The sequence below is a fragment of the Candidatus Edwardsbacteria bacterium RifOxyA12_full_54_48 genome, from assembly GCA_001777915.1.
In the GTDB taxonomy this organism is placed as follows: domain Bacteria; phylum Edwardsbacteria; class AC1; order AC1; family EtOH8; genus UBA2226.
Window position 1 is genome coordinate 12,963 of record MFFN01000007.1, and the last position, 23,070, is coordinate 36,032.

Below are 23,070 nucleotides of genomic sequence, written 5' to 3' on the forward strand. Positions count from 1 at the left end.
GGATGATAGTTGTGAAAATTAAAAACAAATACAGGGGGAAGAAAAAATGTGCAAGCCAGTATTAAAATATATGTGCATAGTTCTTTCACTGATATTGTTTGCGGGCTATTTGCCTGCGCAGGTTATTGAAAAAAGTCAAGTTGATAGTATTGCTGATGCGCAAGCAGGTTCTGTTAAAATTGATGGAATAAAACAAAGCGATAACACTGCTAAAATGGAAGCCGAAAATGATAGTACTGCCAAGGCAGATACTATTAGCCAAAAAATAAGCGATAAAGAAAAAGAAGAATTGCGCAAGGAAAAGAAAAAGGCTTTGATTGGGTTGGCAATAGTGGGTGGTATAATAGTGACATTTTTATTTCTCGGATATGTGGCCAGCGAGTTGGGTAGTGATGGACCACGCTAAACGATCAACTGTAACAAGGTGATAATTATGTTTCTAAAGCAAATTTTCATAGCCCTGTTGTTAAGTGCATCAATTTGTTCAGCTGCAGATTCAGATGGTAATGGTGTGCCGGATGAAGTTGAACAGGCATTGGTTGAAAGGTTTAAACCTTGCGTAGTGCTTCCGTATAGCGATAGAGGTGTTGCCCCGGAGCCGGTTGATATAATGCATGTAAATAGTTATATAACCGGTTATAATAGCGTTAGGGAATATTATTATAAGGTGCCAAAATTATGGGTTTCGTTTTATGCATTAGCTGGTGGGGACTATTGTGGCACCCGTCCTTTATTTCGGGTCTACCAACAATTATATATTGATTATTTAGCAACTTGGGATATGCCTATAACCTTTGCGACGGGTAAATTCTCGAACGTAACTTCGGAAACATACACTTATAGCGGCTATATACCCGATAGCGACTATAAAAATCAAAAATATGCCATAAGGCTACATGCCGATTATGGCGGTCCTGATAATGGTGGTGGTTATTATGACCAGCCGGGTGGTTGGTATGATGCATATTTAAACGGACGTACTGTTACCAGCGGCACAGCAAGTTTTACATGGGATAAAGGGTCCAACTATCCTGCAACAACATACGCACATCTATTTGTAGAAAGTGGTGAAACAACGATCCAATATTACTTTTTTTACCCATTTAACGATGGCTGGAATAATCATGAGGGAGATTGGGAACATATTAACGTTGTTTTAACTGGCCAAGACCCCGCAACTGCACAAATAAAAAGAATCTATTATTATTTCCATGATCTTTGTACTATTAGCTGGCCAACAGGGACAGAACCAAGCGGATACCAGAATTTTTATAATGTACTGGATGGTACACACCCTGTCGTCTTCGTCGGGGGTTCGCTTTCTGCAGCAGGTGGAGCAGGTGAGGGTAGCCATGGTTCTTATCCGACATTTGGAATTTGGCCCGACATAAAGTATTACCAAGATGAAGCTGTTACCACACATACCGATTATTCTAAATATATACATTATAATAGTATTAATGCACAAATAATTAAAGGGCGTGAAGATTATGATTATAATGTAAACCCGGAGATGAGCTGGTTAGGCGCTAACATACGATGGGGGCATATATGTGTAGCCTCGCCTGGTGATTGGCAGCAGACGTTTGATGTTGGTCAACGTTCACCGAAAGGACCAGCTTGGCAAGAAACGTGGCGAAATAATTATGCAGGCTATACTGCTTATTATGGCCCCCCCTACAGTGTGCCTTATTCATGGACCTGGCCAACCGATAACACAGCTCCAACGGTAGCAATAAATTATCCCAGTTCTGGCAGCTATTTTATAAAAAGTCGCCAATATAGAATCCAATGGTACGCAACAGATAATATTGGCGGGACAAACGGTATAAAAAATTGCTTTTTGTATTATTCTATTGACGGCGGTTATAACTGGACGGCAATTTCCGGCGCTAATCCGATATTGAATTACAATTGGTTCAACTGGACAGTGCCGGATGTTGAATCAAAAAATTGCAAAATTAAAGTAAGTGCTTATGATGCTATGGGCTATAGCGCTGAAACTATTAGCCCGACTTTTACCATAGGTTCAATTTTTGCTGTGCCGACAATTTCGGGTAGCGTCGTTTCTTCATCTTCAAAAGCCGAGTTGCCGGATGTTCGTCTTGCATCAAATGTTAACAAACCCTATGCCGACCAAGCTAAATATAAACCAAGGTATTGTGAATTTTTATGGGCAGGCCGTGTTTATAATAGTAGCATTATTGATTGCGGCACATATTATAGTGCAAATATATTAAATGAAGCAGTATCATTGCCAAGAACATATACGGCAAAATGGGTCTACAATATTTGGGAAGGCGGTGTTGTGGTTGGCATGGTAGAGGGGCCAATCTCGAGTTCAATTACGGTATACCCACCCAATCCCAACGACCCAGTCGTTGCTGAAACCAACACTTCCGAGGCCACGGCCTATTCCAATGGCAAGAAAATAGTGGTGGATAATGCCGGCAAAATACATTCTGTTTTTGCTATCAGTGACAGCGTGTATTATTCATCGTCCATAGATGATTGCGAAACTTGGTCAACCCCGACTGCCGTGGGTATTGGCAAACGCCCGGCCATAGAAATAACGGCCGCGAACATGCCCACTATTTGCTGGAATAACGGCAATCGCCTCTACAGCACAAAAAAGGCAAGCGGCGCATTTGAAGAACCGCAACTTATTTACACCGGCCCCGAGGGTTCGGAAATATCCTACCTTTCCTACGTTCTGGATCAAAACACCAATAATTCATATCTGGGCTGGGTAGACGAAGGCGCTACCGGTTCTTCGGTGTTGATCGCTACCTATAATCCCTCAACTTCTGCAAATCTATCTCCAACCCCAATTGATCAGGGCGGCGCCGACGCTTTCAAATCGCCGTCACTGGCCTTGGATAAAGCCGGAAACTTGAAGATTGCCTGGAGCCATTCCGGCAAGGTTTATTATAAAGACAACAGCGAATTTTTCGAGATGGGTGATAACGGCATTCACCCCATAGTTGACACTTATGGCGATAAAACCACGGTAGTGTGGCAAGAAGAAATAGCGCCAAATATTTATCAAGTAGTTAAAAAGACCAAAGGATTAACGGGGTGGTCGGATAAAGAAATAATATCATACCCCGATTCCTTGAATGCCGACTTCCCGGTTGTGGCGGCTGCGGGGCAGTATGTATACAGTAAAAATGTAAATGGCAGCGATTATGATTTGATATGGAATGCAGAATATGATAACGGCTGGTCTATTCATACCCAAAACCTTTCCGGCGCACAGGGTGGCATTTCCCGTTATCCGTCTATAGCTTTTAAACAGGGCTGGCCCAAGTCCAAGTTGTATGTGCTTTGGACCGAGGAAATGCCAGCAAAAGGCTCTAAGGCAATTGCCGCGCCATTAGTAAAAGCCTACCCAATGTCTGTTGATCCGGTGCCATGTTTCTATGTAGACTTGGGAACCGAAGAAGCGGGCAATTTTACTATCCAGAAAAAAGGCACGTTTTACTATGGATTGCATCCTGGTTTTACTGTAGATTATCACCCATCAATGCTTAAATATAATTTCCAAAATCTGGATAAAAACAAACGCTACAGAATTAAAGTTACATATTATCATGAATTTGATAAAGCCATTAAACAAACGCTATCAGTAGACAAAACCTTTAATGCAAAATCCAATATTGAGCCCAAAACGGTTGTTACCGAAGAACATTGGATTCCCAATAGTTGTATAAAAGATGGGCAGATAGAGGTAACGATAGCCAAAATTATTGGTGAATATGCGGTTTGTTCGGTTATAGCTCTCTATGAATATGACCGGGATTGCGACGGTAAAACCTCCGAAGACATCGCCGAAAGCACCAGCAAGACAGTTAATGTATACAGCTATGAGCTGATGCAGAACTACCCCAACCCCAATACCGGCAAAACGGCCATCAAATATCAATTAGCCCAGCCGGGGAAAGTCAACCTGAAAATCTACAACACCTTGGGGCAAGTGGTAAAAACCTTGGTTTCGCAGGAACAGCAACCAGGATATTATAATGTAGCCTGGGGTGGTAGAGATAATACCGGCAAAACAACAGCCAATGGTGTGTATTTCTACAGATTAGAAGCTGGCGATTTTAAAGCCACCAAGAAGATGGTAGTGATCAGGTAAATAATTCCCAACAGCCACATTTTTAATTATGTAATGAGGAAATTCTGATATGAAGTTATTGAAGATCACCGATTTTGTTCTGATAGCTTTGGTGCTGTGCCTAATCGGCTGCGCCACCACCTCCCAGGCGGGAAAGCCCAAGGCTGAGGATCTCCTGAAGCAGGGAATCACTGCAGACGATCAGGGCGATTTCGACCAGGCCATCGACCTATACCGTCAGGCCATCCAGCGGAAATTCAAGCTCAAAGAAGCCCACTACCGCCTGGGACAGATCTATGTCGAACGGAAGATGTTCGATGAGGCCATCGCCGAGTTCAAAACGGCCCGGGATCTGAAATACCCCCAGGCGGTGACCGAGCTGGCCGTTACCTACCATAAGGCCGGGAAGCTGGACGAGGCCGAGGCCCTGATCAAGGAACTGCTGGTCAAGAAGCCCAATGACGTGGACCTCAAATACCGGCTGGGCAAGGTTTATCTGGACAAGGGGCAGCTGAACGAGGCCGGGGAGGTCTTCCGCCAGGTGCTGCAGATGGATCCCAACAATGCCAGCGCTCATAACGGTCTGGCCAACCTCTATTTCCGCCAGCGAAACTACAACCAGGCCATGGCCGAGTATCTGCTGGCCATCAAACTCAACCCCGATTTCACCGACGTCAATCTGGACCTGGGCAGCGCCTACTTTCAGAGCGGCAAATATGCCGAGGCCTCCAGATATTTTAAAAAATACACCGAGCTGTCGCCCAAGGACGCCGCCGGCCACTATATGCTGGCCAAGGCTTATCAGATGCAGAAGGACACCGCCCTGATCCAGCCGGCCATCATCGAGGCCCAAAAGGTCACCAAGATGGACCCTGAGAACGACGGAGTCTGGTATCTTCTGGGATCTTTGCAGTATGAGGTCAAGAATTATATTGAATCGGCCCGGTCCTTCAGTAAATCACTGGAGCTGTCGCCGGGGGATCCCACCCGCTGGTACGAGGCCGCCAGGGTCTATATCCGGGCCGGCAGCGCTTATTCGGCCAACAAGGATACCGCAAATTCCAAGCTGATGTTCGATGCGGCGATCAACGCCTACCAAAAAAGGATGGAGTTGGACCCCTCCAAGGTGGAGGACACCTATTACGATATGGGCAATGCTTATTACTATGCCGGATATTATGATGAGGCCATACAGTGGTACCTGAAACGAATCGAAAAGAACCCGGCAACTGCTTTTGGCGCTTTGATGAACATGGGCTACAGCTATTCATTGAAGGGTCAGGCCAGCAAGGCTTCCAAGGCCGAGGTCCGGGTCATTTACGAAAAGGCCATCAACGCCTTCCTGCAGGCCAGGGCCCTGAAGATGGGAAATAATACCAAACCCGTCAAAGAGGCCATTCCGGCCATGGAAGCCCTGTCCCAGCATTATCTGTATATTTTCAACAAATTTAACGAGAAGGCCTTTAAAAACAAGGCTTCGGCCGAAGCCAATGCCATTCTAAAGATAGATCCGGCCAATAAAATCGCCAAGGAGGTTCTGGCCGCCCTTAAACCCAAGGTGGAGGTCTGGTAGATATAGCGGCCTTAATATTTATTACGGCTTTGAATATTAGGAAACGGGTAAATTCAATTAACCGGCTCTCAATTTTGAGAAGCCCAATAAAAACCAAAAAGCACAGGAGGTAGTTTAAAACAATGTTGAACGGACTGATGAATGCTCCGATGATCGTCAAAATTTTGATCATGGGAGTCGTCCCGGCTATCGTAGCCGCTGGGTTGGGCATCGCCCTGGCCCGCACCAAGAAGATCGGATTGGTGACCCTGATACTTTACGTCATCGGGCTGGCAGTATCATTTGTGATCTATAAGACCCTTCCGGAGTATATACAGGCCGGAGGCCCGGTGGTGATCATCCTGGTATTCCTGCTGGTGCTGTTGTTCACCTATATCATCGAGCGCAGCCTGACCATCGGCCGGGCCCGCGGTGCCAAGAACCTGACGGTCTTCATGGAGGAATTCCGGGAACTGCTGAGGGCCGGCAACGTCACCGGGGCCATCGCCGCCTGCAACGCCCAAAGAGGCTCCACCGCCAACGTTCTGAGGGCCGGACTGGAGAAATATCTGGCCCTGCAGAATGAGAACCTCACGCCCGACAAGAAAAGCGCCGAGTTGCTCCGGGCCATCGAAGAGGCCAACATGCTGGAGACCCCGCTGTTGGAGCGCAACCTGATAATGCTGACCACCATCGCCTCCATCGGGACCATGGTGGGCCTGCTGGGCACCACCCTCGGCATGATCCGCGCCTTCCAGGCCATGGCCCATGCCGGCGCCCCGGATGCCTCCGAGCTGGCCCGCGGCATCTCCGAGGCCCTGATCAACACCGCCGGCGGGTTGTTCAACGGCATCGGCGGCATCGTGGCCAACAACTATTTCATGAACAAGGTCTCCCTGTTCCAGTTCGGCACCGACGAGGCCATTTACGAGATGCAGCAACTTTTGACGATAGGAGAAAAATAAGATGTCAGCAAAGATGAAACGTCGGGCCAGGATCGTCCTGGATATGACCCCGATGGTTGACATCGCCTTTCTGCTGGTCATCTTCTTCATGTCCACCTATCATGCCCGTCCCCCGGTGACGGTGGAGGTCATGCTGCCAGATTCGCGTTCGCCCCTAAAGGTTCCCGAGGCCAATGTCATGGTCATCAACGTGCTGGCTCCGGAGAAGGCCGCGGCCCTGGCCGACAGCGTCGGGCCGACCAACCTGCTGGCCCTGATCGCCAATATCAAGGAGGCTACGGCCGATCCCAATGTGACCGTGGCGGCTCTGAGGGGCATGGGCGGGACCTTGCTGCCATCGGCTTCGGAGGATCTGCTCAAGGAGATCGCCTCCGCTCCCGGCAAACCCCTGACCAGGGGCCGGGCGGCCGAATTGGCCATTCGCGAGGTGCAGAGGAAGGATAATTTCATCAACCAGTGGGCCAGACAGGAGATAGCTTCTTTGACTCCGGAGCAGTATACCGCCCGGGTTGACAGCATGATGATATGGTATGCCACCGGCAAGGACGCGGCTCAGCCGCTGCTGTTGGGAAATGTCGCCATGACGGTGGTCGAGGAGCGCATGCGCAACCCCAAACTGATGATGGTCCTGATGGTGGACAAGAATTGCCTGTCGGGAAAGATGCTTGACCTGACCAGCATCCTGCAGAAAAAAGACGTCAACATGTTAAGGTTTTCCCTGGTGACCAACCTTAAAGCGGATGCCAAACCGATGTTTGGCGAAGAAGGGAGGTGATGGCATGGGCGCAGTAGATATGGGGCCCCAAGAAAGCGGCAAGAAAAAAGGCGGATTACGCAAACGCAAAGGCCGGCCCAATATAGTCCTGGACATGACCCCGATGGTGGACATCGGCTTCCTGCTGGTGATATTCTTCATGACCACCACCCGGTTCAAGGAACCCCAGGCCATCGAGATAACCCTGCCGCCGGAGACTGCGAAAGAGGAAAGCATGGACGTGGCTCAATCCAATGTGCTTTCGGTGAATATCATGAAGGACGGCACCATTTTGCAGAATATCGGTTTTGATGTTCCGGCCTTGGTGGCGGTGGAATCGCTGGATTCCCTGATGCTGAACAGCAAACTGGCCAATATCAAGAAGATGCCGGCCCACATCGACGGCCGCACCCAGGTCTATTACGAATCGGGCCCGGATTTCCTGGACAAGTACGGCAAATTCATGGCCGATAACAAGGGTAAAAGGATACCCCGGGAGATCCGCGACAGCCTGGATATGGTCCGGGACGAGAAGATCTGCCGCCTGACGGTGCTGGTGCAGGTGAATCGGGAGAGCAGCTACGACAAGGTGGTGGCGGTGATGGATGCCATCCAGCAGAACCAGATCGCCCGTTTTGCCATCGTGGAGCAGACCGAGGATCATCTGAAGGCCATCGAGGAAGCCAAGAAAAAGGCCGCCGCAACCGCGAAAGGGGGAAAGTAGAACATGAACAGTAACATCAATATCTTCTTTCCGGTGGCCGGCACTTTGGTAGGGCTGATCCTAGCCTGGTTGGTGTTAACCGTCCAGTCCCGGGAATACTCATCCCTGGGTTTTGGTGTCAAACAATCCAAGGTATTGATCCCCCTGCACCTCAAAAAGGGCATGCTGATATCGCTGTCCTTTATGCTGTTGCTGGTGCTGGGAGGGCTCTCTTATTTTGCGGTCAATGCATATATAGAGGCCCACCGGCCGATACCGGAGGCCCCGATGGTCAGGATCACCTACAGCCAGCTGGGCGCGCCGCCCTCTTTAAGCAGTTCCACCGTGGAGCAGGTGCAGGTGGCATCGGCCGCGGTGGCCGCAGCCCCCACCATGGGCGTTCCCAAACCGGTGGCCGACGACAAGGCGGTGGACGAAGCCGCCTATACCCAGTCCGAACTGGGAGCCATGTCGGCCGGTATGGCCACTAGCGAAGGAGCATCCGGCGCCAGCAATCTGCAGGTGGAGGACGTGATCCCCGATCAGGCGGCATATGTGGCAGTGGACAGGGCCCCCGAGATTGTGAAGGCCGGCAAAGCGGAATATCCGGATATCGTCAAAAAAGCCGGCATCGAAGGAAAGGTATACCTGCAGCTTCTGATCGATTTCGACGGGCACGTCAAAATGGCCGTGGTGGCCAAAAGCTCCGGAAACGTGTCGTTGGACGAAGCGGCCGTGGAAGCCGGGAAACAATGTATCTTCACTCCGGCCGTGGCCCCGGGCGGCAAACCGGTCCGGGTCTGGGTGATGTGGCCGGTTACCTTTAAGATCAACCAGTAAATACCAGTTTACCATATTGCCCCGAACTGAAATTTTGGTTCGGGGCATCTTAATATTAAACGGAGGATATTATGAAAAAAATATTGACCATCATGGTAGGTCTTTCGCTGGCAGCTTTCATCTCCTGCAAAAAGGAGGAGATGGAAAGCCTGCAGAGCCAAGTTCCGGCTGAATCCCAGGCCCAGCCCGACGTCAAGAGGATCATGGAGAAATCGGTGGTGGTTCTGGATACCGATTTCGGCCAGATAGAGATAGAGCTGTTTCCCAAGGACGCCCCCCAGACCGTTCTGAATTTCGTCAGCAAGACTTTGGCCCGGTCGTTCGACGGGACCACCTTCCACCGGCTGGTCCCCGGTTTTGTGATCCAGGGCGGAGATCCCTTATCAAAGGACGGCGATCCCAATAACGACGGCTATGGCGGGGAGCAGATGTCGGCCGAGCCGCGCCAGAAGTCCAACCTTCGCGGAACCATCTCCATGGCTTCCTCCTCGCGGGTCCAGCCGATAGACTCCCAGTCCGACGCCCAGTTTTTCATCAATCTGGACGACCAATGCGCCCGGCTGGACCAGATGGGCTTCATCCCCTTCGGCAAGGTGGTCAAGGGCCTGGAGGTGGTGGATCTCATCGCCAAACAGCCCCGCGATATGCGGGACCGTCCCACCAAGAATATCACCATCAAGAGCATCAGCATAAAACAATAGTTGGATCTAAAAGAACGGGGGCCGAGCCAAAAGCTCGAGCCCCCGTTCTTTATTGATCTTTGCCGTCTGGCTTATTTTCGCCGGGCGGTTTCATTTTATAACGTCCTATCAGCCGATATACCTGCTGGCGGGTGATGCCCAACTGCCTGGCTGAAGAGGTGATATCCCACCGGTTGGCTGCCAGGGCCTGGGAAAGATGCTGTCTTTCCAGTTTCCTTTTAGCCTCCTTCAGGTTGCCGGGTTCCGTTTCTGCCTGGGGAGAGGCCAGCAATCCCAAATGGTCCGGCTCGATCAGCCGGTCGTCACACATGATCACCGCCCGCTCGATCTTGTGCTCCAGCTCCCGAATGTTTCCCGGCCACTGATATCCCATAAGAGAGAATTTGGCTTCAGGGCTGAAGCGGGCTGCTTCTTTTTTATGTTTGAGGGAGAATTTTTTCAGAGAGGATTCGGCCAGCAGTAAAATATCGCTGCCCCGGTCCCTTAGGGGGGGGAGCTCCAGGGTGATGATGTTAAGCCGATAGTAGAGATCCTTGCGGAATATTCCCTTGGCTACCTCCTGCTCCAGGTCGTGGTTGGTGGCGGCAATGATCCGGACATCCACCCGGATCTGCTCCCGGCCCCCCAGGTGCTCGATCACCCCCTCCTGGATGGCCCGTAGCAGCTTGATCTGCAGGGGCAGGGCCATCTCCCCGATCTCATCCAGAAAAACGGTTCCGCCGTTGGCCATCTCAAATTTCCCCATCTTGCGGGCAAAGGCTCCGGTAAAGGCCCCCTTCTCATAGCCGAACAATTCCGATTCCAGAAGATTTTCCGGAATGGAGCCGCAGTCGATAACGATGAAGGGTTTTTCCTTGCGCTGGCTTAAGTCATGGATCTCCCTGGCCACCAGGGTCTTTCCGGTGCCCGACTCCCCCAACAGCAGCAGATTGACCTCGGAGCCGGCCACCCGCCGGATGATGGAGAAGACACCATCCATGGCCGGGCACTGCCCCAGCAGGTCGCTCCGACCGTCCAACAGTTGCTGCAGGGACAGGTTTTCCCTCTCCAGCCGCAGCCGCTTCTCCTCCTCCAGGGTTTTGATGCCCTCCACCAGCCGGGCATTTTCTATGGATATGGCCGCCTGGGCGGCCAGGGCGGCCAGCAGGTCCAGATCGTGATGGCTGAAGGTCTCCTGGATCCGCTGGCTGTCCACATAGATGACGCCTATGGCTTTGCGTTGCTGGGCCTGCCCGGCTAACAGGGGAACGCACATCGATGAACGGAGCTGGAGGTCGGCCACCGAGGCGGCCTGGTTGAACTCCGGATCCTGGCTGATGTCCTTAAGCCACAGGGGCTGTCCGGTGGTGATGACCTTTTCGGTTATGGTGCGGCTGAAGCGAAGGTCGTCCTTGTCCCAGGCCTGGTTGGGGCCGGCCCGGGTGACCGTAATGTTCAATTTCCCGCTCTGGTCATACAGCATCAAAAAGCCCCGCGAGGCCCCGGTCAGCTCCATCACCGAATCCATGATGGTGTCCAGCAGCTGGTCCTGGTTCAACACCCGGCTGATCTTGCGGGAGACCTCCAACAACAGGCTCAGGGCGGCTGCATCCTGTCCCAGACTGCCGGTCCGGCCCTGCATCTCCTCCAGGGCCTGGGCCGCGGCAGCCAGGTCCAGCTCGGCTTCGGCCACCAAATTTTCGACATTATTGATTCTGCGATTATCCTGCAATGGACAGTACCTCCTGCTTCAGACGCTTGATCTCCTTGAACAGCCTGCGCCGGACAGGGGATAGGACATAGGCGGTCTTGAGGTCCGGCTGGCTGATGTTGGCCAGGGCCTGTTTTATCAGCTGCAGGGCCTTTTGGTAGTTCTCCAGGGCCGGGCGGTATCTCTTCTGCCTGGCCCAGTAGCGGGCGATGGCCGACAGGATGGGCCAGGTGGTTTCGGCGATGTTGACCCGCCCGGCGATCTCCAGTGCCCACTCTAGGTATTTTAGGCCCTCCAGCCCCTTCAGCTCCAGCAGCTCCCCCTTCAGCAGCATCGCCTCGGCTGCCAGCTGCTGTTCCTCCACCCGCTGGGCCAGGCTTAGCGATTTATCGGCCAGGGCGGAGGATTCCTCCAACTGGCCCAGCTCCCGATGCAGGTCGGCCAGGTTCTTTAAAATGTAAGCCTCGCCGGCCTTGATGTCCAGTTCGGAGAATATCTCCCGGGCCTTGCTCAGGTCATCCTTGGCCTTTGCCCACTGATGGCGCATATGGGCAATCCGGCCCGACAGATTGACCGCCCGGCCGGTCTCCAGCCGACCCAACTCCCGGGCCAGGTCCAGCGATTTCTGGCAGAAGAGATCGGCGTCCTTTAAACTGCCCAGCGATAGGTAGAACTCGGCCTTGCGGATGAAGGCATCCTGCATCACATCCCGGGCCCCGATGTTGACCGCCAGCTGGATGGCTCGGTTGTAGTTCCAGAGGGCCTGGTCCCACTCTCCCCGGGCTTTGTGTATCAGTCCTATGTTTATCAGAGAGACGGCGGTCTCGAAGCTGGCTCCAATGCGCTCCATGGTCTGCAGGCACTTGCCGTGGTAATCCAGGGCCTTCTCCCAGTCGTATAGGTGGCGGTAGATCAGGGCCAGGTTGTTGTAGGAACGGGCCAATCCGCTGATATCGCCTATCTTTTCCCTGATGGCAAAGCTCTTCTGGTGGCATTCGGCCGAGCGGTCCCAGTCGTACATCCTGTAATATACCAAACCCAGATTGTTGTAGCTGGCGGCAATACCGTAGAGGCTGCCCTCCCGCTCCTTGATTGCCAGGCTTTGTCTATGGGCCGAGAGGGCCTGGCCCCACTCGGCCAGATGCCAGTAGGCCTGCCCCAGGGTGTTGTACAGCCCGGCCTCCACTGCTCCCCGTCCCCCCTCGGGGAGTATCTTCAACGCATCAAGGCAGGTCCGTTCCGCGGTGCGGTATTCCCCCCGGCTTAGGCAGGTGACGGCCATGGCTCCCATCAGGCGGGCGGTGGCCTCCGGGTTGTTGCCGGCAACGGCCAGGCCCTGTCGGAAATACTCCATAGAGTCATCGTAGTTCCCCAGTCTCTCTTGGCAGCGTCCCAGCTTGTAGAACAGGTCGGGCGAGGGCCCTCTCTGTTCGAATAACTCCCGGGCCAGCTTGAGGGCCCGAGAATACTCTCCGGAGAGGTAGTAGAGCTTTTGCAGCCTCTCCATGGATGCCGCATCGTTGGGGCCCTGAGTCAGGGCCTTCTCGAAATGGAAGATGGCCTGGCCCTTGGAATACTCGAACAGGGTCTCCCCGGCCCTAAGATGGTATTCTCTAGACTTCTTCGGGCGGCCAGCCATCTCCCAGTGCCGGGCCAGGGAAGATAGGTCCTGCAAAGAGCTCCGGCCTTCCTGCTCCATCATTTCGGCGGCCCGCCGGTGAAGGGTTTTGGCGGCCTGGGGAGAAAGCGATTGATACACCATCTTGGCTATGGCCGAGTGATTAAGACCGTATAGCTGGCGGCCATCCGGACCATGGATTGCGGCCAGCAGGCTCCGGTTGATGAGGTCTGTCAGATCCAGGGAGACTTGGGGTGTTGCCGCGCCTGACAAGGCGGCAATTTCATCCAGGGACGACGGCCGTTCCATCACCGACATGGCCTGGACCATTGCCAGTTGGGAGGCGCTCAGGTTGTTCAGCTTGGACTCCATGGCTTTGGAGAGGCTGCCGGGCAGGTTGATCCTCTCCAGATCGCGGATGGCCGGCTGCCACTGCCCCCGGCGCTTGACCACCAGCCCCTGGTCCAGCAGTTGCTGCACCGATTCCTCTATCAGCAGGGGATTGCCCTCGGCCTGGGCGGCTATTCTGTCCAGCAACGGCCGGTAGCTTTGAATTCCGGGGAGGACATTGGCCAGAAGCTCGGCGGCCTCACCCTGCCCCAGCCTCTTGAGGAAGATCTGCTCCGCCAGGTTCTCGACGGTCAGGCTTTCGATGGCCTGGAGCAGATGATGGCCGGGGGGAAGGTCATCGCTGCGGGAGCTGCCCACCAGCAGTACCCTATATTTAGGGACATTGCGTACCAGGTAACAAATCGCCTCCAGGCTTTCCCGGTCGATCCATTGAATGCTCTCCAGGAGCAGGGCGGCAGCGGCGGAGGGCGAAGATTCCAAGGTTCGGATGATGAACTGGGAGATGGCATCCAGCCGGCGCAGGTGTTTCTCACCGGCCGGCAGCAGTGGGGCGGGTGGCAGGTCACGGATCTCGGGGAGAGCGGCCAGGGCCGGACAGATCTCGGCCAGCAGGGGCCCGTATTCGGTTAAGGCCTGGTGGCAGCAGCCCTGGGCCAGTGGCAGCAGCTGCCGGATGATCTGGAGAATTATGTCAAAAGCTGCGCTTTGTTCCTCATAACAGCGGGCCCATATCACCTGGCATTCGGAGATCTGGGCCTGGAGGGCGAATTCGTTTAGCAGCTTGGTCCGGCCGATGCCGGTCTCCCCCGAGACAAAAAGGCAGCCGCCCTGTCCCCCCACTGCGTTGTTCAGGGCCTGGCGGAGCTCACTCAGCTCCTTGTCCCTGCCCACCATCTTGCTTTTGAAGATGAAGCTGGTTCTGCCCGTCACCGCCCGCCCGGGCTGTGCCCCCGCTAGCAATGATAACTGTTCCGACACCTCGCCGGCCGATAAGGGGCGCAGGGCGGGGTCCTTGTTCAACAGCCGGAGGATCAGGGAATCTATGGGTTTGGGGAGCGAGCGGTTGAAAGACGAGGGGAGAGGAGGCGGCTGGGATAGGTGCTTGCGGGCCAGTTCCTTGGCACCACTGGACTCGAAGGGGAGGCGTCCGGCGAACATCTGGAACATCAGGACACCTAGAGAGTAAAGGTCGGACCGTCCGTCGGCGGCCTGCCCGGCTATCACCTCGGGGGATATGTAGGCCGGGGTGCCGGTTCTGCGCGAAGTCGCGTTGGCGGCATAGCTGGCCTGCCCGAAGTCAAGCAGTTTTACCGATCCGTTCCCGTCGGTAAGTATATTGCTGGGCTTGACGTCCAGGTGGATTATCCTGCGGCTGTGTATATACTCCAGGGCATCGCACAGCTGGGCCGTCAGCAGGCATCGTTCCTCGATGGCCAGCCCCTGGCAGGCTGCCAGGATGTCCGGCCCCGGGATGAATTCCATCACCAGACAACAGTTGCCCTGGTATGACTCATAGCTGTAGACCCGGGCTAGGTTGGGATGGGCCAACTCGGACAGGACCTGAAACTCATGGCTGGCGGCATTTATATCTACCAGATTGCCGGGAAATATTTTGACGGCATATATTTTATCATCAGTCAGGTCCTTTGCCTTGTAGACCTGACTGAAGGATCCCTGCCCCAACAGCTCCAGGGTCAGATACTTATTGGCGATGATATGTCCCGAAGGCAATATATTCATTGTAACAAAAAGATACGATTCGATTTTCAGTTTATCATAAAAACTTGGCAAATGCAATAATTATTTTAAGTAAACTTTACTATTTCAGTTTTATCGAATTTGTTTTCATTTTAAATTTAAAATATCAATACCAAGTAATTTATATGCGTAACAAAATGATGCATATAAATTATTGTTAATACATTGTAATACAATAAAATAGAATTATACTTTGATTGAAATCCAAATTGTACGATATCATTAATATGAAAAATGAAACAAAATGATACATATTATGGTGGCGACAGAATCAATCGTCAATATATCATAATATTCAAGCTATTGTTATATAATAAGTTAAAAAAGTAAAATTAATTCTGGTATGAAAAATGCTTATATTCTGACATAACAATAATAACATCAAAAAGGGGTAGTACAAATGAAAAAGGTAGGTTTACTGGTAGCGGCCGTCATTATTCTGGCCGGATTGGCATCAGCCCAGACCACCATCTTCTCAGACAACATGACCGGCTTCCCCACGGGTTGGACGCTTTCGCCCACCACCGGTGGCTGGACCAAGACCTCCACCAAGTATTACAGTTCATCCTACAGCGCCATGTGCGACAATGTCAGTCCTTACGGGGCCAACCAGAACAATTATATAACCAAAACGGTCAGCCTATCGGGATATAGCAACGTCGCCCTGAAATTCTACATCTGGCAGTACAGCGAGAGCGGCTACGACTATATCCGGGTGCAGTACCTGGTGGGCAGCACCTGGACCACCGCCTGGCAGAGGGCCGGCAGCTATCAGTCTTGGGCCCAGCAGTCGGTCAGCATTCCCAACACCGCCACCCAGGTCCGATTTTATTTCAACTCCGACGGCAGCGTCCAGAACACCGGGGTGTACATCGATGACGTGGTCCTTACCGGGACAGCGGCCACCGTTACCCAGAATGATGCCGGGACTGGCACCGATGCCGGCAACACCATAGCCACCGCTACCACGGTAAATCCGGGTTCGTGGACCGGCTGTTATTTGGATGCCACTGATCGAAACGACTATTACAAGTTTAACGTTACCGCGGGCCAGGTAATCAAACTAAAAGTAACCCCGCCCTCAACGGCCGACTACGACCTCTATCTGCATAACACATCGCAGACCCAGGTTGGCGCCAGCACCCAGGGAACCGGCTTGGTTGACTCCATTGTCTACACCGCCACCACTACCGGCTACTGGTATTGCCGGGCCTACGAATACAGCGGCACCGGCAACTACTCATTGCTGATCTCGGTGAGCGGCGGGACCACCCCGACAACGATTCTGGCGATCAACACGACCTCGTGGGCGCCGGTGGCGGCGGGCGGGACCAGCTCGGCAGTCAGCGTGACCAACAGCGGCACGAGCGGCAGCGTGATCGCCTACACGGTGTCCGACAACGCCACTTGGCTGACCACCTCGGCCGCCAGCGGCAATACCCCGGGCAGCTTCACCATGACGGCCTCGGCCAACACCGGTGCGGCGCGAAGCGCCACGGTCACTGTGGCCGCGACCGGCCAGACCTCCAAGACCATCACCGTCAACCAGGCGGCAGCCAGCACCGGCGGAGCTGAATGGACCGTCATGATCTACCTGAACGCCGACAACAACCTGGAGACCGACGGGATCAACGATTTTCTGGAGATGGCCGCCGCCTCATACAGTTCGGGCAAGATCAACGTCATCGTTCAGATGGACCGGGCCTCGGGCTACGCCACCACCTATGAGAATTGGACCGGCTGCAAGCGTTTCAAGATCGCCAGCGGGATGACCCCCACTGCGGCCTACCAGATATCGGACCTGGGCGAGGTGGACATGGGCAGTCCCACCACCCTGGTCAACTTTGCCACCTGGGCCATCCAGAACTACCCGGCCAACCGCTATTCCCTGGTTATGTGGGATCACGGCGACGGCTGGTACAAGACCGATGCCAGCCCCATCAAGGGCTTCTCCAACGACGACTCTCACGGTTCGGTGATCGGCATAGCCAACGGCGAATTCGCCAGCGCCATGGCCCAGATCAAGACCGCCCTGGGCCGGAACCTGGACCATATCGGCTGGGATGCCTGCCTGATGGGCATGTGGGAGGTGCTGGACATATCCCGCAATTACGCCAACGTGGCCAACGTCTCCGAGGAGACCGAGGGGGCCGCCGGCTGGTATTACACCACCTGGCTGAACGTCATGAACACCACCCCCACCACCAGCGCCATTGACATGGGCAAAGCCATCATCAACGGCACCACTCAATCGACCCTGTCGGTGGTGGACCTGACCCTGATCTCCAATCTGACCACCAAGGTCAACACCCTGGCCACCGAGCTGATGGCGACCCGGGGGGCCGGCCTGGGCGCCAGCATCAGCACGGCGCTTAACAATACCCTCAAGTTCTCCACCAGCTATTTTTCATATCACATAGATCTGTCCGACTTCGCCGCCAAGGTCAAGGCCGCCATCACCACCCGGCCCACCCTGACCACCGCCTGCGACAACGTCATCAGCGCGGTGACCTCGGCGGTCAAACTGTACAAGAACTCCTCCACCTACGCCAATGCCCGGGGCATCGCGGTCTATCACTGCAAGATCGACGGCTCCAATTACGATACCGCCTACAACAGCCTGCCCATCGCCTCCAGCACGGTGTGGGATGAGTACATCAAGGGCGGCTCCAGCGGCGGAACCACCGCAAATTACACCAAGAGCACCGCCACCTACAGCTGGGATGCCTCGGCCACCACGGCCACCGGCCTGACCGGGGACGACCAGAGCGTCAGCAAGTCCATCGGTTTTGCCTTCAACTTCTACGGCACCAGCTATACCACCGTCAACATCTGTTCCAACGGGTTCCTCAATTTCGGCACCAGCTCCACCGCCTACACTCCGGCCGCCATCCCCAACACTGCGGCCCCCAACGCCCTGATCGCCGGCTTGTGGAGGGACCTTAACGTATCGGGCGGCGGAACCATCACCTACTACTCTTCGGCCACCAAATTCGTGGTGTCATTCAACGCCGTCAAGAACTACTCCAACACCAGCCTGCAAACCTTCCAGATGATCCTGACCCCCGACGGCAAGATCAAGATCCAGTGGGGTGGCATCACCACCGAGACCTATGCTTCGGGGGTGGAGAACCAGGGCGGCACGCTGGGCGTGGCGGCCACCGCCGCGGCCAATTCGGCGGCGCTGTTCACCCCGCCGGCGGCCTGGAGCAGCCCGATCAATGAGAATGAATTGGAGACCAGGCTCAATCCGCAGGGGATGCCGCTATCCAACCAGCTGTTCCAGAACGCCCCCAATCCGGTCAGATATAAAACCCTGATCGCCTTCCAATTGGAGAAGCCGGGCGCTGTTTCCCTGAAGATCTACAATCTCAACGGACAGCTGGTCAGAACCCTGGCCTCGGGGCAGCATAATTCCGGATATCATCAGGCCATGTGGGACGCCAAGGATGATGCCGGAAGGAAGGTGGCTGACGGAGTATATATCTATAAGCTGGCCTGCGGCGAGTTCAACCACGCCAAAAAAATGGTGCTGGTCAAATAAAATAACCTCCTGAAGTTAAGAACAAAAGGGCCGTTAGTTGCGGCCCTTTTTAATTTTCCCAAGTTTGACCCGGAAATTTCAACTTTCGCTTTATTAAAATTAATTTCTATGCTATAATTTCCTTATGAGAATACTTCACATAGTCACCGCTTTCCCCCGGGACGAAAAGGACATCATCACCCCCTGGCTGATAGAGATGCTGCGGCATTACCCGGCGCACGGCCTGGAGGCGGAGATATTCACTTCGTCCTACCAGGGCCTGGGCGAACAGATGGTCCACGGGCTGCCGGTGCACCGCTTCCGTTATTTCTTCAAACGCTGGGAGAACCTGACCCACGAGGAGACCACCCCGGACCGCATGAAAAGATCCCTGCTGTACAAGATCATGCCGGCTTTCTACATCATTGGCGGAATGATCGGGATCGTTAAACTGTTAAGAAAAAGCCAATACGATGCGGTCCATGTCCACTGGCCGCTGCCGCATGCCGTGTTCGGCTGGGCGGCCAAAACATTCTTCGGACTGCCGGTGGTCACCACCTTCTACGGGGTGGAGCTGCGCTGGGTGAAGCGCTCCATGCCTCTGCTGAAAGGTTTTCTGGCCTGGTCGGCCCGGATGTCGGATAAAGTTGTGGCCATCTCCAACTATACCGCCGGCGAGGTCAGGGAGCTGGCCGATGTGCCGGTGGAGGTGATCCCCTATACCATCAGCCTGCCGGAGAACCAGGAATTTTCACAGCCTCCGGCCGGTCCCAAGATCATCCTTTCGGTCAGCAGATTGGTGGAACGCAAGGGCATCATCTATCTGATAGACGCCCTTAAATATCTGCCGCAGGAATTGGAGGTCCATCTGGCCATCATCGGCGACGGCCCGGAGAGGGAACGTTTGAAGGAGAGGGCCCTGTCACAGAATCTGGGGCGAAAGATAAGCCTGCCCGGCTGGGTCAGCGAGGCGGAACTGGAGAGCGCCTACCGCAATGCTTCGGTGTTCGTTCTGCCGGCCATCATAGATTCCAAGGGCGATACCGAGGGTCTGGGGGTGGTCATCCTGGAGGCCATGAATTACAAGGTGCCGGCCATCGGCAGCGATCTGGGCGGGATCACTGACATTATAATAGATGAAGAAACAGGTTTGTTAGTGCCGGAGAAGGATCCCCAGGCTCTGGCCAGGGCAATTACCAGGATATTGACAGATGAGGACCTAAGAACTAAAGTTGTCGAGGGAGCCTATCAACATTTAAAGCGTAACTTTAGTTGGGATAACATATTAGAGAAATGGGTGAGAATCTATAAAGGTCTTGAGTAGCTGTTTGTTAAAAACAGGTATAAAATTCACTAAAAACGACAGTTTTTTACTGTCGTTTTTATATTATTGTCATACAATATGTTATAAATCTGTTTATGCAAAAGGGATACCAAAAAGAATAAAAAAAGTCATTAAATATCACCTCCAGGGCTGATTTTAGGCTTGACATCAGGCCATATATGGTGCATAATTACCCCCTTGCCACAAAATAAAGGGGTACGTCATGAAATGTCCAGCCTGTTCTTTCCCCAAGGACAAGGTGATCGACTCCCGCTTATGTAAGGATGGCCAGGCCATTCGCCGCCGCAGGGAATGCCTGCAGTGCCATCGCCGTTACACCACCTACGAGTACATAGAATCAGCCCTGATGGTCGTAAAAAAGGACGGCCGGCGGGAGGCTTTTGACCACCAGAAGCTTATTTCCGGCATCCGCCGGGCGGTGGAGAAGAGGCCCATCAGCATCGACGCCCTGGAGAGGATGGTTGAGACCATCGAGAACGAACTCCAGGCGGGGGGTCATAACGAGGTACCGGCCGACGTCATCGGGGAACATGTGATGAAGCATCTCCAGGAGCTGGACGGGGTGGCCTACGTGCGTTTTGCCTCGGTCTACCGTTCCTTCCGCGAGGTGTCCGAATTCGCCGATGCGGCCAAGTCATTCGCCGAAAAAACCCAGCAAAAAAATATAAAAAAGTGAGGGAGCAATGCCAGATAAAAACCGTGAGCTACTAGCCAGCCCGTCCACCCCCGAAACCCAGGAGCCTCCCCGCTTTTTATTTGCCGGAGAGAAGATCAAAGACCTGCACAGCTCTCTGGCCAACAAGATGTTCCATTTGGTCCAGAAGCGCAACGGCAATATAGTCAATTTCGACAAACGCAAGATCACCGAGGCCATCTTCAAGGCCGCCCAGGCGGTGGGCGGCACGGACAGCAGCGTCTCCGGGAACCTGGCCGACGAGGTGGTGCTCTTTTTGTATTCCTCCAAGGGCGATCATCTGCCCAACGTGGAACAGGTTCAGGATGCCGTGGAAAAAATCCTGATAGAACGCGGCCATGCCAAGACCGCCAAGGCCTATATTCTTTACCGCGACCAGCGGTCCAAGATCCGCCAGCAGAAGATCGTTGCCAGGCCCGATTCGGCAGAAGCCGGAAAGGAACAGGACGCCACCGATCTGGCGCTGTTCGTCCGGGTGTCGGACGACAACATCGTCCAGTGGGACCGGGAGAGGATCATCAGCGCCCTTAAAAAGGAGGCCGGGGTGGCCGAGGATATAGCCCACAAGATCGCCCGGGAGGTGGAGGACCAGATCATCAGCGCCAAGGTCAAGCGCCTGACCTCGTCCCTGGTCCGGGAACTGGTGGATGCCAAACTGGTGGAGCATGGCCTGGAGGAGGCCCGCAAGAAGCACTCCCGGCTGGGGCTTCCCCTGTTCGACGTGGAGAAGATCCTGACCGACCGCAACCGGGAGAACGCCAACATCCCCCACAATCCCGAGGCCACCAACATGTCGCTGGCCGAGACCATCAACAAGCAGTATGCCCTGGCCAAGGTCTTCTCCCAGGAGGTGGCCGATGCCCACTCCCGGGGCGATATTCACCTGCACGACCTGGGATTCATCAACCGGCCCTACTGTTCCGGGCAGAGCCTGGAATATGTCAAAAAATTCGGCCTGTCCCTGCCCAATGCCCTGTCCATCGCCAAGCCTGCCCGGCATGCCGACACCCTGCTGGCCCACATGGTAAAGTTCTCGGCCGCCCTGCAGGGGCATTTTGCCGGGGCCATCGGCTGGGATGCCGTCAATGTCTTCTTCGCCCCGTATCTGGTGGGCATGTCCGACCGCGACATGCAGCAGCTGGCCCAGATGATGATCTTTGAATACAGCCAGCAGTCGGTGGCCCGGGGCGGCCAGGCCATCTTCTCCGACCTGAACATCTACTGGGAGACCCCAAAGCATTTCGAGAACGTCCCGGCCATAGGCCCGGGCGGCGAGTATACCGGAAAGAAATACGGCGATTATCTAAAGGAGTCCCAGCGCTTCGCCTGGGCCCTGTTCGATGTCTACAAGGGGGGAGACGGCACCGGGCGTCCCTTCTTCTTTCCCAAGCCCCAGGTCCACATCACCGAAAAATTCTACCTGACGCCCGGCCATCTGGATTTCCTCAACCATATCTCCCAGGTGGCGGCCGAGAAGGGCAACACCTATTTCGTGTTCGACCGGGGCGAGACCGCCAAGATATCCGAATGCTGCCGGCTGGCCTTCAAGCTGGAGGAGTCCGATCTGCAGGACGCCCACTTCCCCTGGAAGATGAGATATTCCGCCCTGCAGAACATCACTTTGAACCTGCCGCGCATCGCCTACCTGGCCAAGGGCGACACCAGCGCCCTGTTCAAAAAGATGGATGACTTCCTGCACCTCTCCGCCAAGGGCCACATTCAAAAGCGCAAGTTCATCGAAAAGCTGATGTCCCTGAAAGACCAGGGTCCGCTGGCACTGCTGGCCATGGAGAAGGACGGGGAGTCCTATCTGCGCCTGCCCCGGGTGTCGTTCCTTATAGGCATGCTGGGCCTGAACGAGATGGTCCAGATCCACACCGGCCAGGAGATGCACCAATCAACCGAGGCCTTCAAGTTCGGGTTGAAGGTCATCGCCTACCTGCATCTAAAGACCAAGGAGCTGGCCAAGGAATACAACATGAAGTTCGTACTGGAGCAGACCCCGGCCGAGAGCACCGCCTTCCGCTTTGCCAAGCTGGACCTGGAGCAATTCCCCAAGGAGGCCGAGAAGGTGGTCAAGGGCAACCTCAAGGATAATTCGGTCTATTACACCAACTCCACCTATCTGAACGTCTCTCATGCGGTCAACCCCATCGACCGGGTCAAGCAGGAGGGCAAGTTCCACGACATGATCGAGGCCGGGGCCCTGACCCATATCTGGATCGCCGATTCCCATCCTTCCCCGGAATCCATCGCCAATTTTGTCACCAAGACCTTCCGCCACACCCGCAATGCCCAGATCGCCTTCTCGCCGGAGTTCACCACCTGCAACGTCTGCAGCAAGGTCTACCGGGGCCTGATGGACGAGTGCCCGCACTGCAGCGGGAAGAGGGTCAGCGGGATTGAACGGATAAAGTAGGTCCGGCAGAAGTATTCAGTATACAGGAGACAGTATACTG

Annotated in this window: 14 protein-coding genes; 12 read left to right on the forward strand and 2 right to left on the reverse strand. The window is 54.3% G+C overall.

Annotated features, from left to right (window positions below):
• The first annotated feature begins 46 nt into the window (after window positions 1-46).
• The 8 genes from A2273_11700 to A2273_11735 all read left to right on the forward strand — a co-directional run bounded on the left by A2273_11700 (window position 47) and on the right by A2273_11735 (window position 9,632).
• Entirely contained in the window at window positions 47-406 is a 360-nt protein-coding gene (locus A2273_11700; protein ID OGF06548.1) for a hypothetical protein, read from the forward strand.
• A gap of 1,911 nt (window positions 407-2,317) precedes the next feature.
• On the forward strand, window positions 2,318-4,138 hold the full coding sequence (locus A2273_11705; GenBank protein OGF06549.1) for a hypothetical protein: 1,821 nt from the start codon (window positions 2,318-2,320) through the stop codon (window positions 4,136-4,138).
• A gap of 49 nt (window positions 4,139-4,187) precedes the next feature.
• Window positions 4,188-5,690 carry a hypothetical protein gene (locus A2273_11710; GenBank protein ID OGF06550.1) on the forward strand — a complete coding sequence of 501 codons (1,503 nt, stop codon included), beginning with the start codon at window positions 4,188-4,190 and terminating at the stop codon, window positions 5,688-5,690.
• A gap of 170 nt (window positions 5,691-5,860) precedes the next feature.
• Entirely contained in the window at window positions 5,861-6,634 is a 774-nt protein-coding gene (locus A2273_11715) for a hypothetical protein (protein OGF06636.1), read from the forward strand.
• Window position 6,635: 1 nt separating this feature from the next.
• Window positions 6,636-7,409: a hypothetical protein gene (locus tag A2273_11720; GenBank protein OGF06551.1), complete on the forward strand. Its 774-nt coding sequence runs from the start codon at window positions 6,636-6,638 to the stop codon at window positions 7,407-7,409.
• A gap of 19 nt (window positions 7,410-7,428) precedes the next feature.
• Complete coding sequence (locus tag A2273_11725; GenBank protein OGF06552.1) at window positions 7,429-8,112, forward strand: hypothetical protein; 684 nt, start codon at window positions 7,429-7,431, stop codon at window positions 8,110-8,112.
• A gap of 3 nt (window positions 8,113-8,115) precedes the next feature.
• Window positions 8,116-8,931, forward strand: coding sequence for a hypothetical protein (locus A2273_11730; protein ID OGF06553.1), 816 nt, complete (start codon window positions 8,116-8,118; stop codon window positions 8,929-8,931).
• A gap of 203 nt (window positions 8,932-9,134) precedes the next feature.
• Complete coding sequence (locus tag A2273_11735) at window positions 9,135-9,632, forward strand: hypothetical protein (GenBank protein OGF06637.1); 498 nt, start codon at window positions 9,135-9,137, stop codon at window positions 9,630-9,632.
• 49 nt (window positions 9,633-9,681) lie between these two features.
• On the opposite strand, the gene A2273_11740 is transcribed toward A2273_11735, so the two are convergent.
• On the reverse strand, window positions 9,682-11,343 hold the full coding sequence (locus A2273_11740; protein ID OGF06554.1) for a hypothetical protein: 1,662 nt from the start codon (window positions 11,341-11,343) through the stop codon (window positions 9,682-9,684).
• On the reverse strand, window positions 11,333-15,031 hold the full coding sequence (locus A2273_11745; GenBank protein ID OGF06555.1) for a hypothetical protein: 3,699 nt from the start codon (window positions 15,029-15,031) through the stop codon (window positions 11,333-11,335). Before A2273_11745 ends, A2273_11740 begins: the two co-directional genes overlap by 11 nt.
• Window positions 15,032-15,449: 418 nt before the next feature.
• Between A2273_11745 and A2273_11750 the strand changes: the two genes are divergently transcribed.
• The 4 genes from A2273_11750 to A2273_11765 all read left to right on the forward strand — a co-directional run bounded on the left by A2273_11750 (window position 15,450) and on the right by A2273_11765 (window position 23,030).
• Window positions 15,450-18,593, forward strand: coding sequence for a hypothetical protein (locus A2273_11750; protein ID OGF06556.1), 3,144 nt, complete (start codon window positions 15,450-15,452; stop codon window positions 18,591-18,593).
• 124 nt (window positions 18,594-18,717) lie between these two features.
• Window positions 18,718-19,896 carry a hypothetical protein gene (locus tag A2273_11755; GenBank protein OGF06557.1) on the forward strand — a complete coding sequence of 393 codons (1,179 nt, stop codon included), beginning with the start codon at window positions 18,718-18,720 and terminating at the stop codon, window positions 19,894-19,896.
• A gap of 223 nt (window positions 19,897-20,119) precedes the next feature.
• Window positions 20,120-20,593 (forward strand): transcriptional regulator NrdR, encoded by a 474-nt coding sequence (locus A2273_11760; GenBank protein ID OGF06558.1) that lies wholly within the window; start codon window positions 20,120-20,122, stop codon window positions 20,591-20,593.
• Window positions 20,594-20,600: 7 nt separating this feature from the next.
• Window positions 20,601-23,030, forward strand: coding sequence for an anaerobic ribonucleoside-triphosphate reductase (locus A2273_11765; GenBank protein ID OGF06559.1), 2,430 nt, complete (start codon window positions 20,601-20,603; stop codon window positions 23,028-23,030).
• Window positions 23,031-23,070 lie beyond the last annotated feature (40 nt).

Bases quoted from the DNA above. Each gene is read 5' to 3' on its own strand.
- A2273_11745 (OGF06555.1), bottom strand. From the start codon at position 15,031: ATGAATATATTGCCTTCGGGACATATCATCGCCAATAAGTATCTGACC.
- A2273_11730 (OGF06553.1), top strand. From the start codon at position 8,116: ATGAACAGTAACATCAATATCTTCTTTCCGGTGGCCGGCACTTTGGTA.
- A2273_11760 (OGF06558.1), top strand. From the start codon at position 20,120: ATGAAATGTCCAGCCTGTTCTTTCCCCAAGGACAAGGTGATCGACTCC.
- A2273_11700 (OGF06548.1), top strand. From the start codon at position 47: ATGTGCAAGCCAGTATTAAAATATATGTGCATAGTTCTTTCACTGATA.
- A2273_11725 (OGF06552.1), top strand. From the start codon at position 7,429: ATGGGGCCCCAAGAAAGCGGCAAGAAAAAAGGCGGATTACGCAAACGC.
- A2273_11755 (OGF06557.1), top strand. From the start codon at position 18,718: ATGAGAATACTTCACATAGTCACCGCTTTCCCCCGGGACGAAAAGGAC.
- A2273_11735 (OGF06637.1), top strand. From the start codon at position 9,135: ATGGAGAAATCGGTGGTGGTTCTGGATACCGATTTCGGCCAGATAGAG.
- A2273_11705 (OGF06549.1), top strand. From the start codon at position 2,318: ATGGTAGAGGGGCCAATCTCGAGTTCAATTACGGTATACCCACCCAAT.
- A2273_11710 (OGF06550.1), top strand. From the start codon at position 4,188: ATGAAGTTATTGAAGATCACCGATTTTGTTCTGATAGCTTTGGTGCTG.
- A2273_11765 (OGF06559.1), top strand. From the start codon at position 20,601: ATGCCAGATAAAAACCGTGAGCTACTAGCCAGCCCGTCCACCCCCGAA.
- A2273_11750 (OGF06556.1), top strand. From the start codon at position 15,450: ATGAAAAAGGTAGGTTTACTGGTAGCGGCCGTCATTATTCTGGCCGGA.
- A2273_11720 (OGF06551.1), top strand. From the start codon at position 6,636: ATGTCAGCAAAGATGAAACGTCGGGCCAGGATCGTCCTGGATATGACC.
- A2273_11715 (OGF06636.1), top strand. From the start codon at position 5,861: ATGGGAGTCGTCCCGGCTATCGTAGCCGCTGGGTTGGGCATCGCCCTG.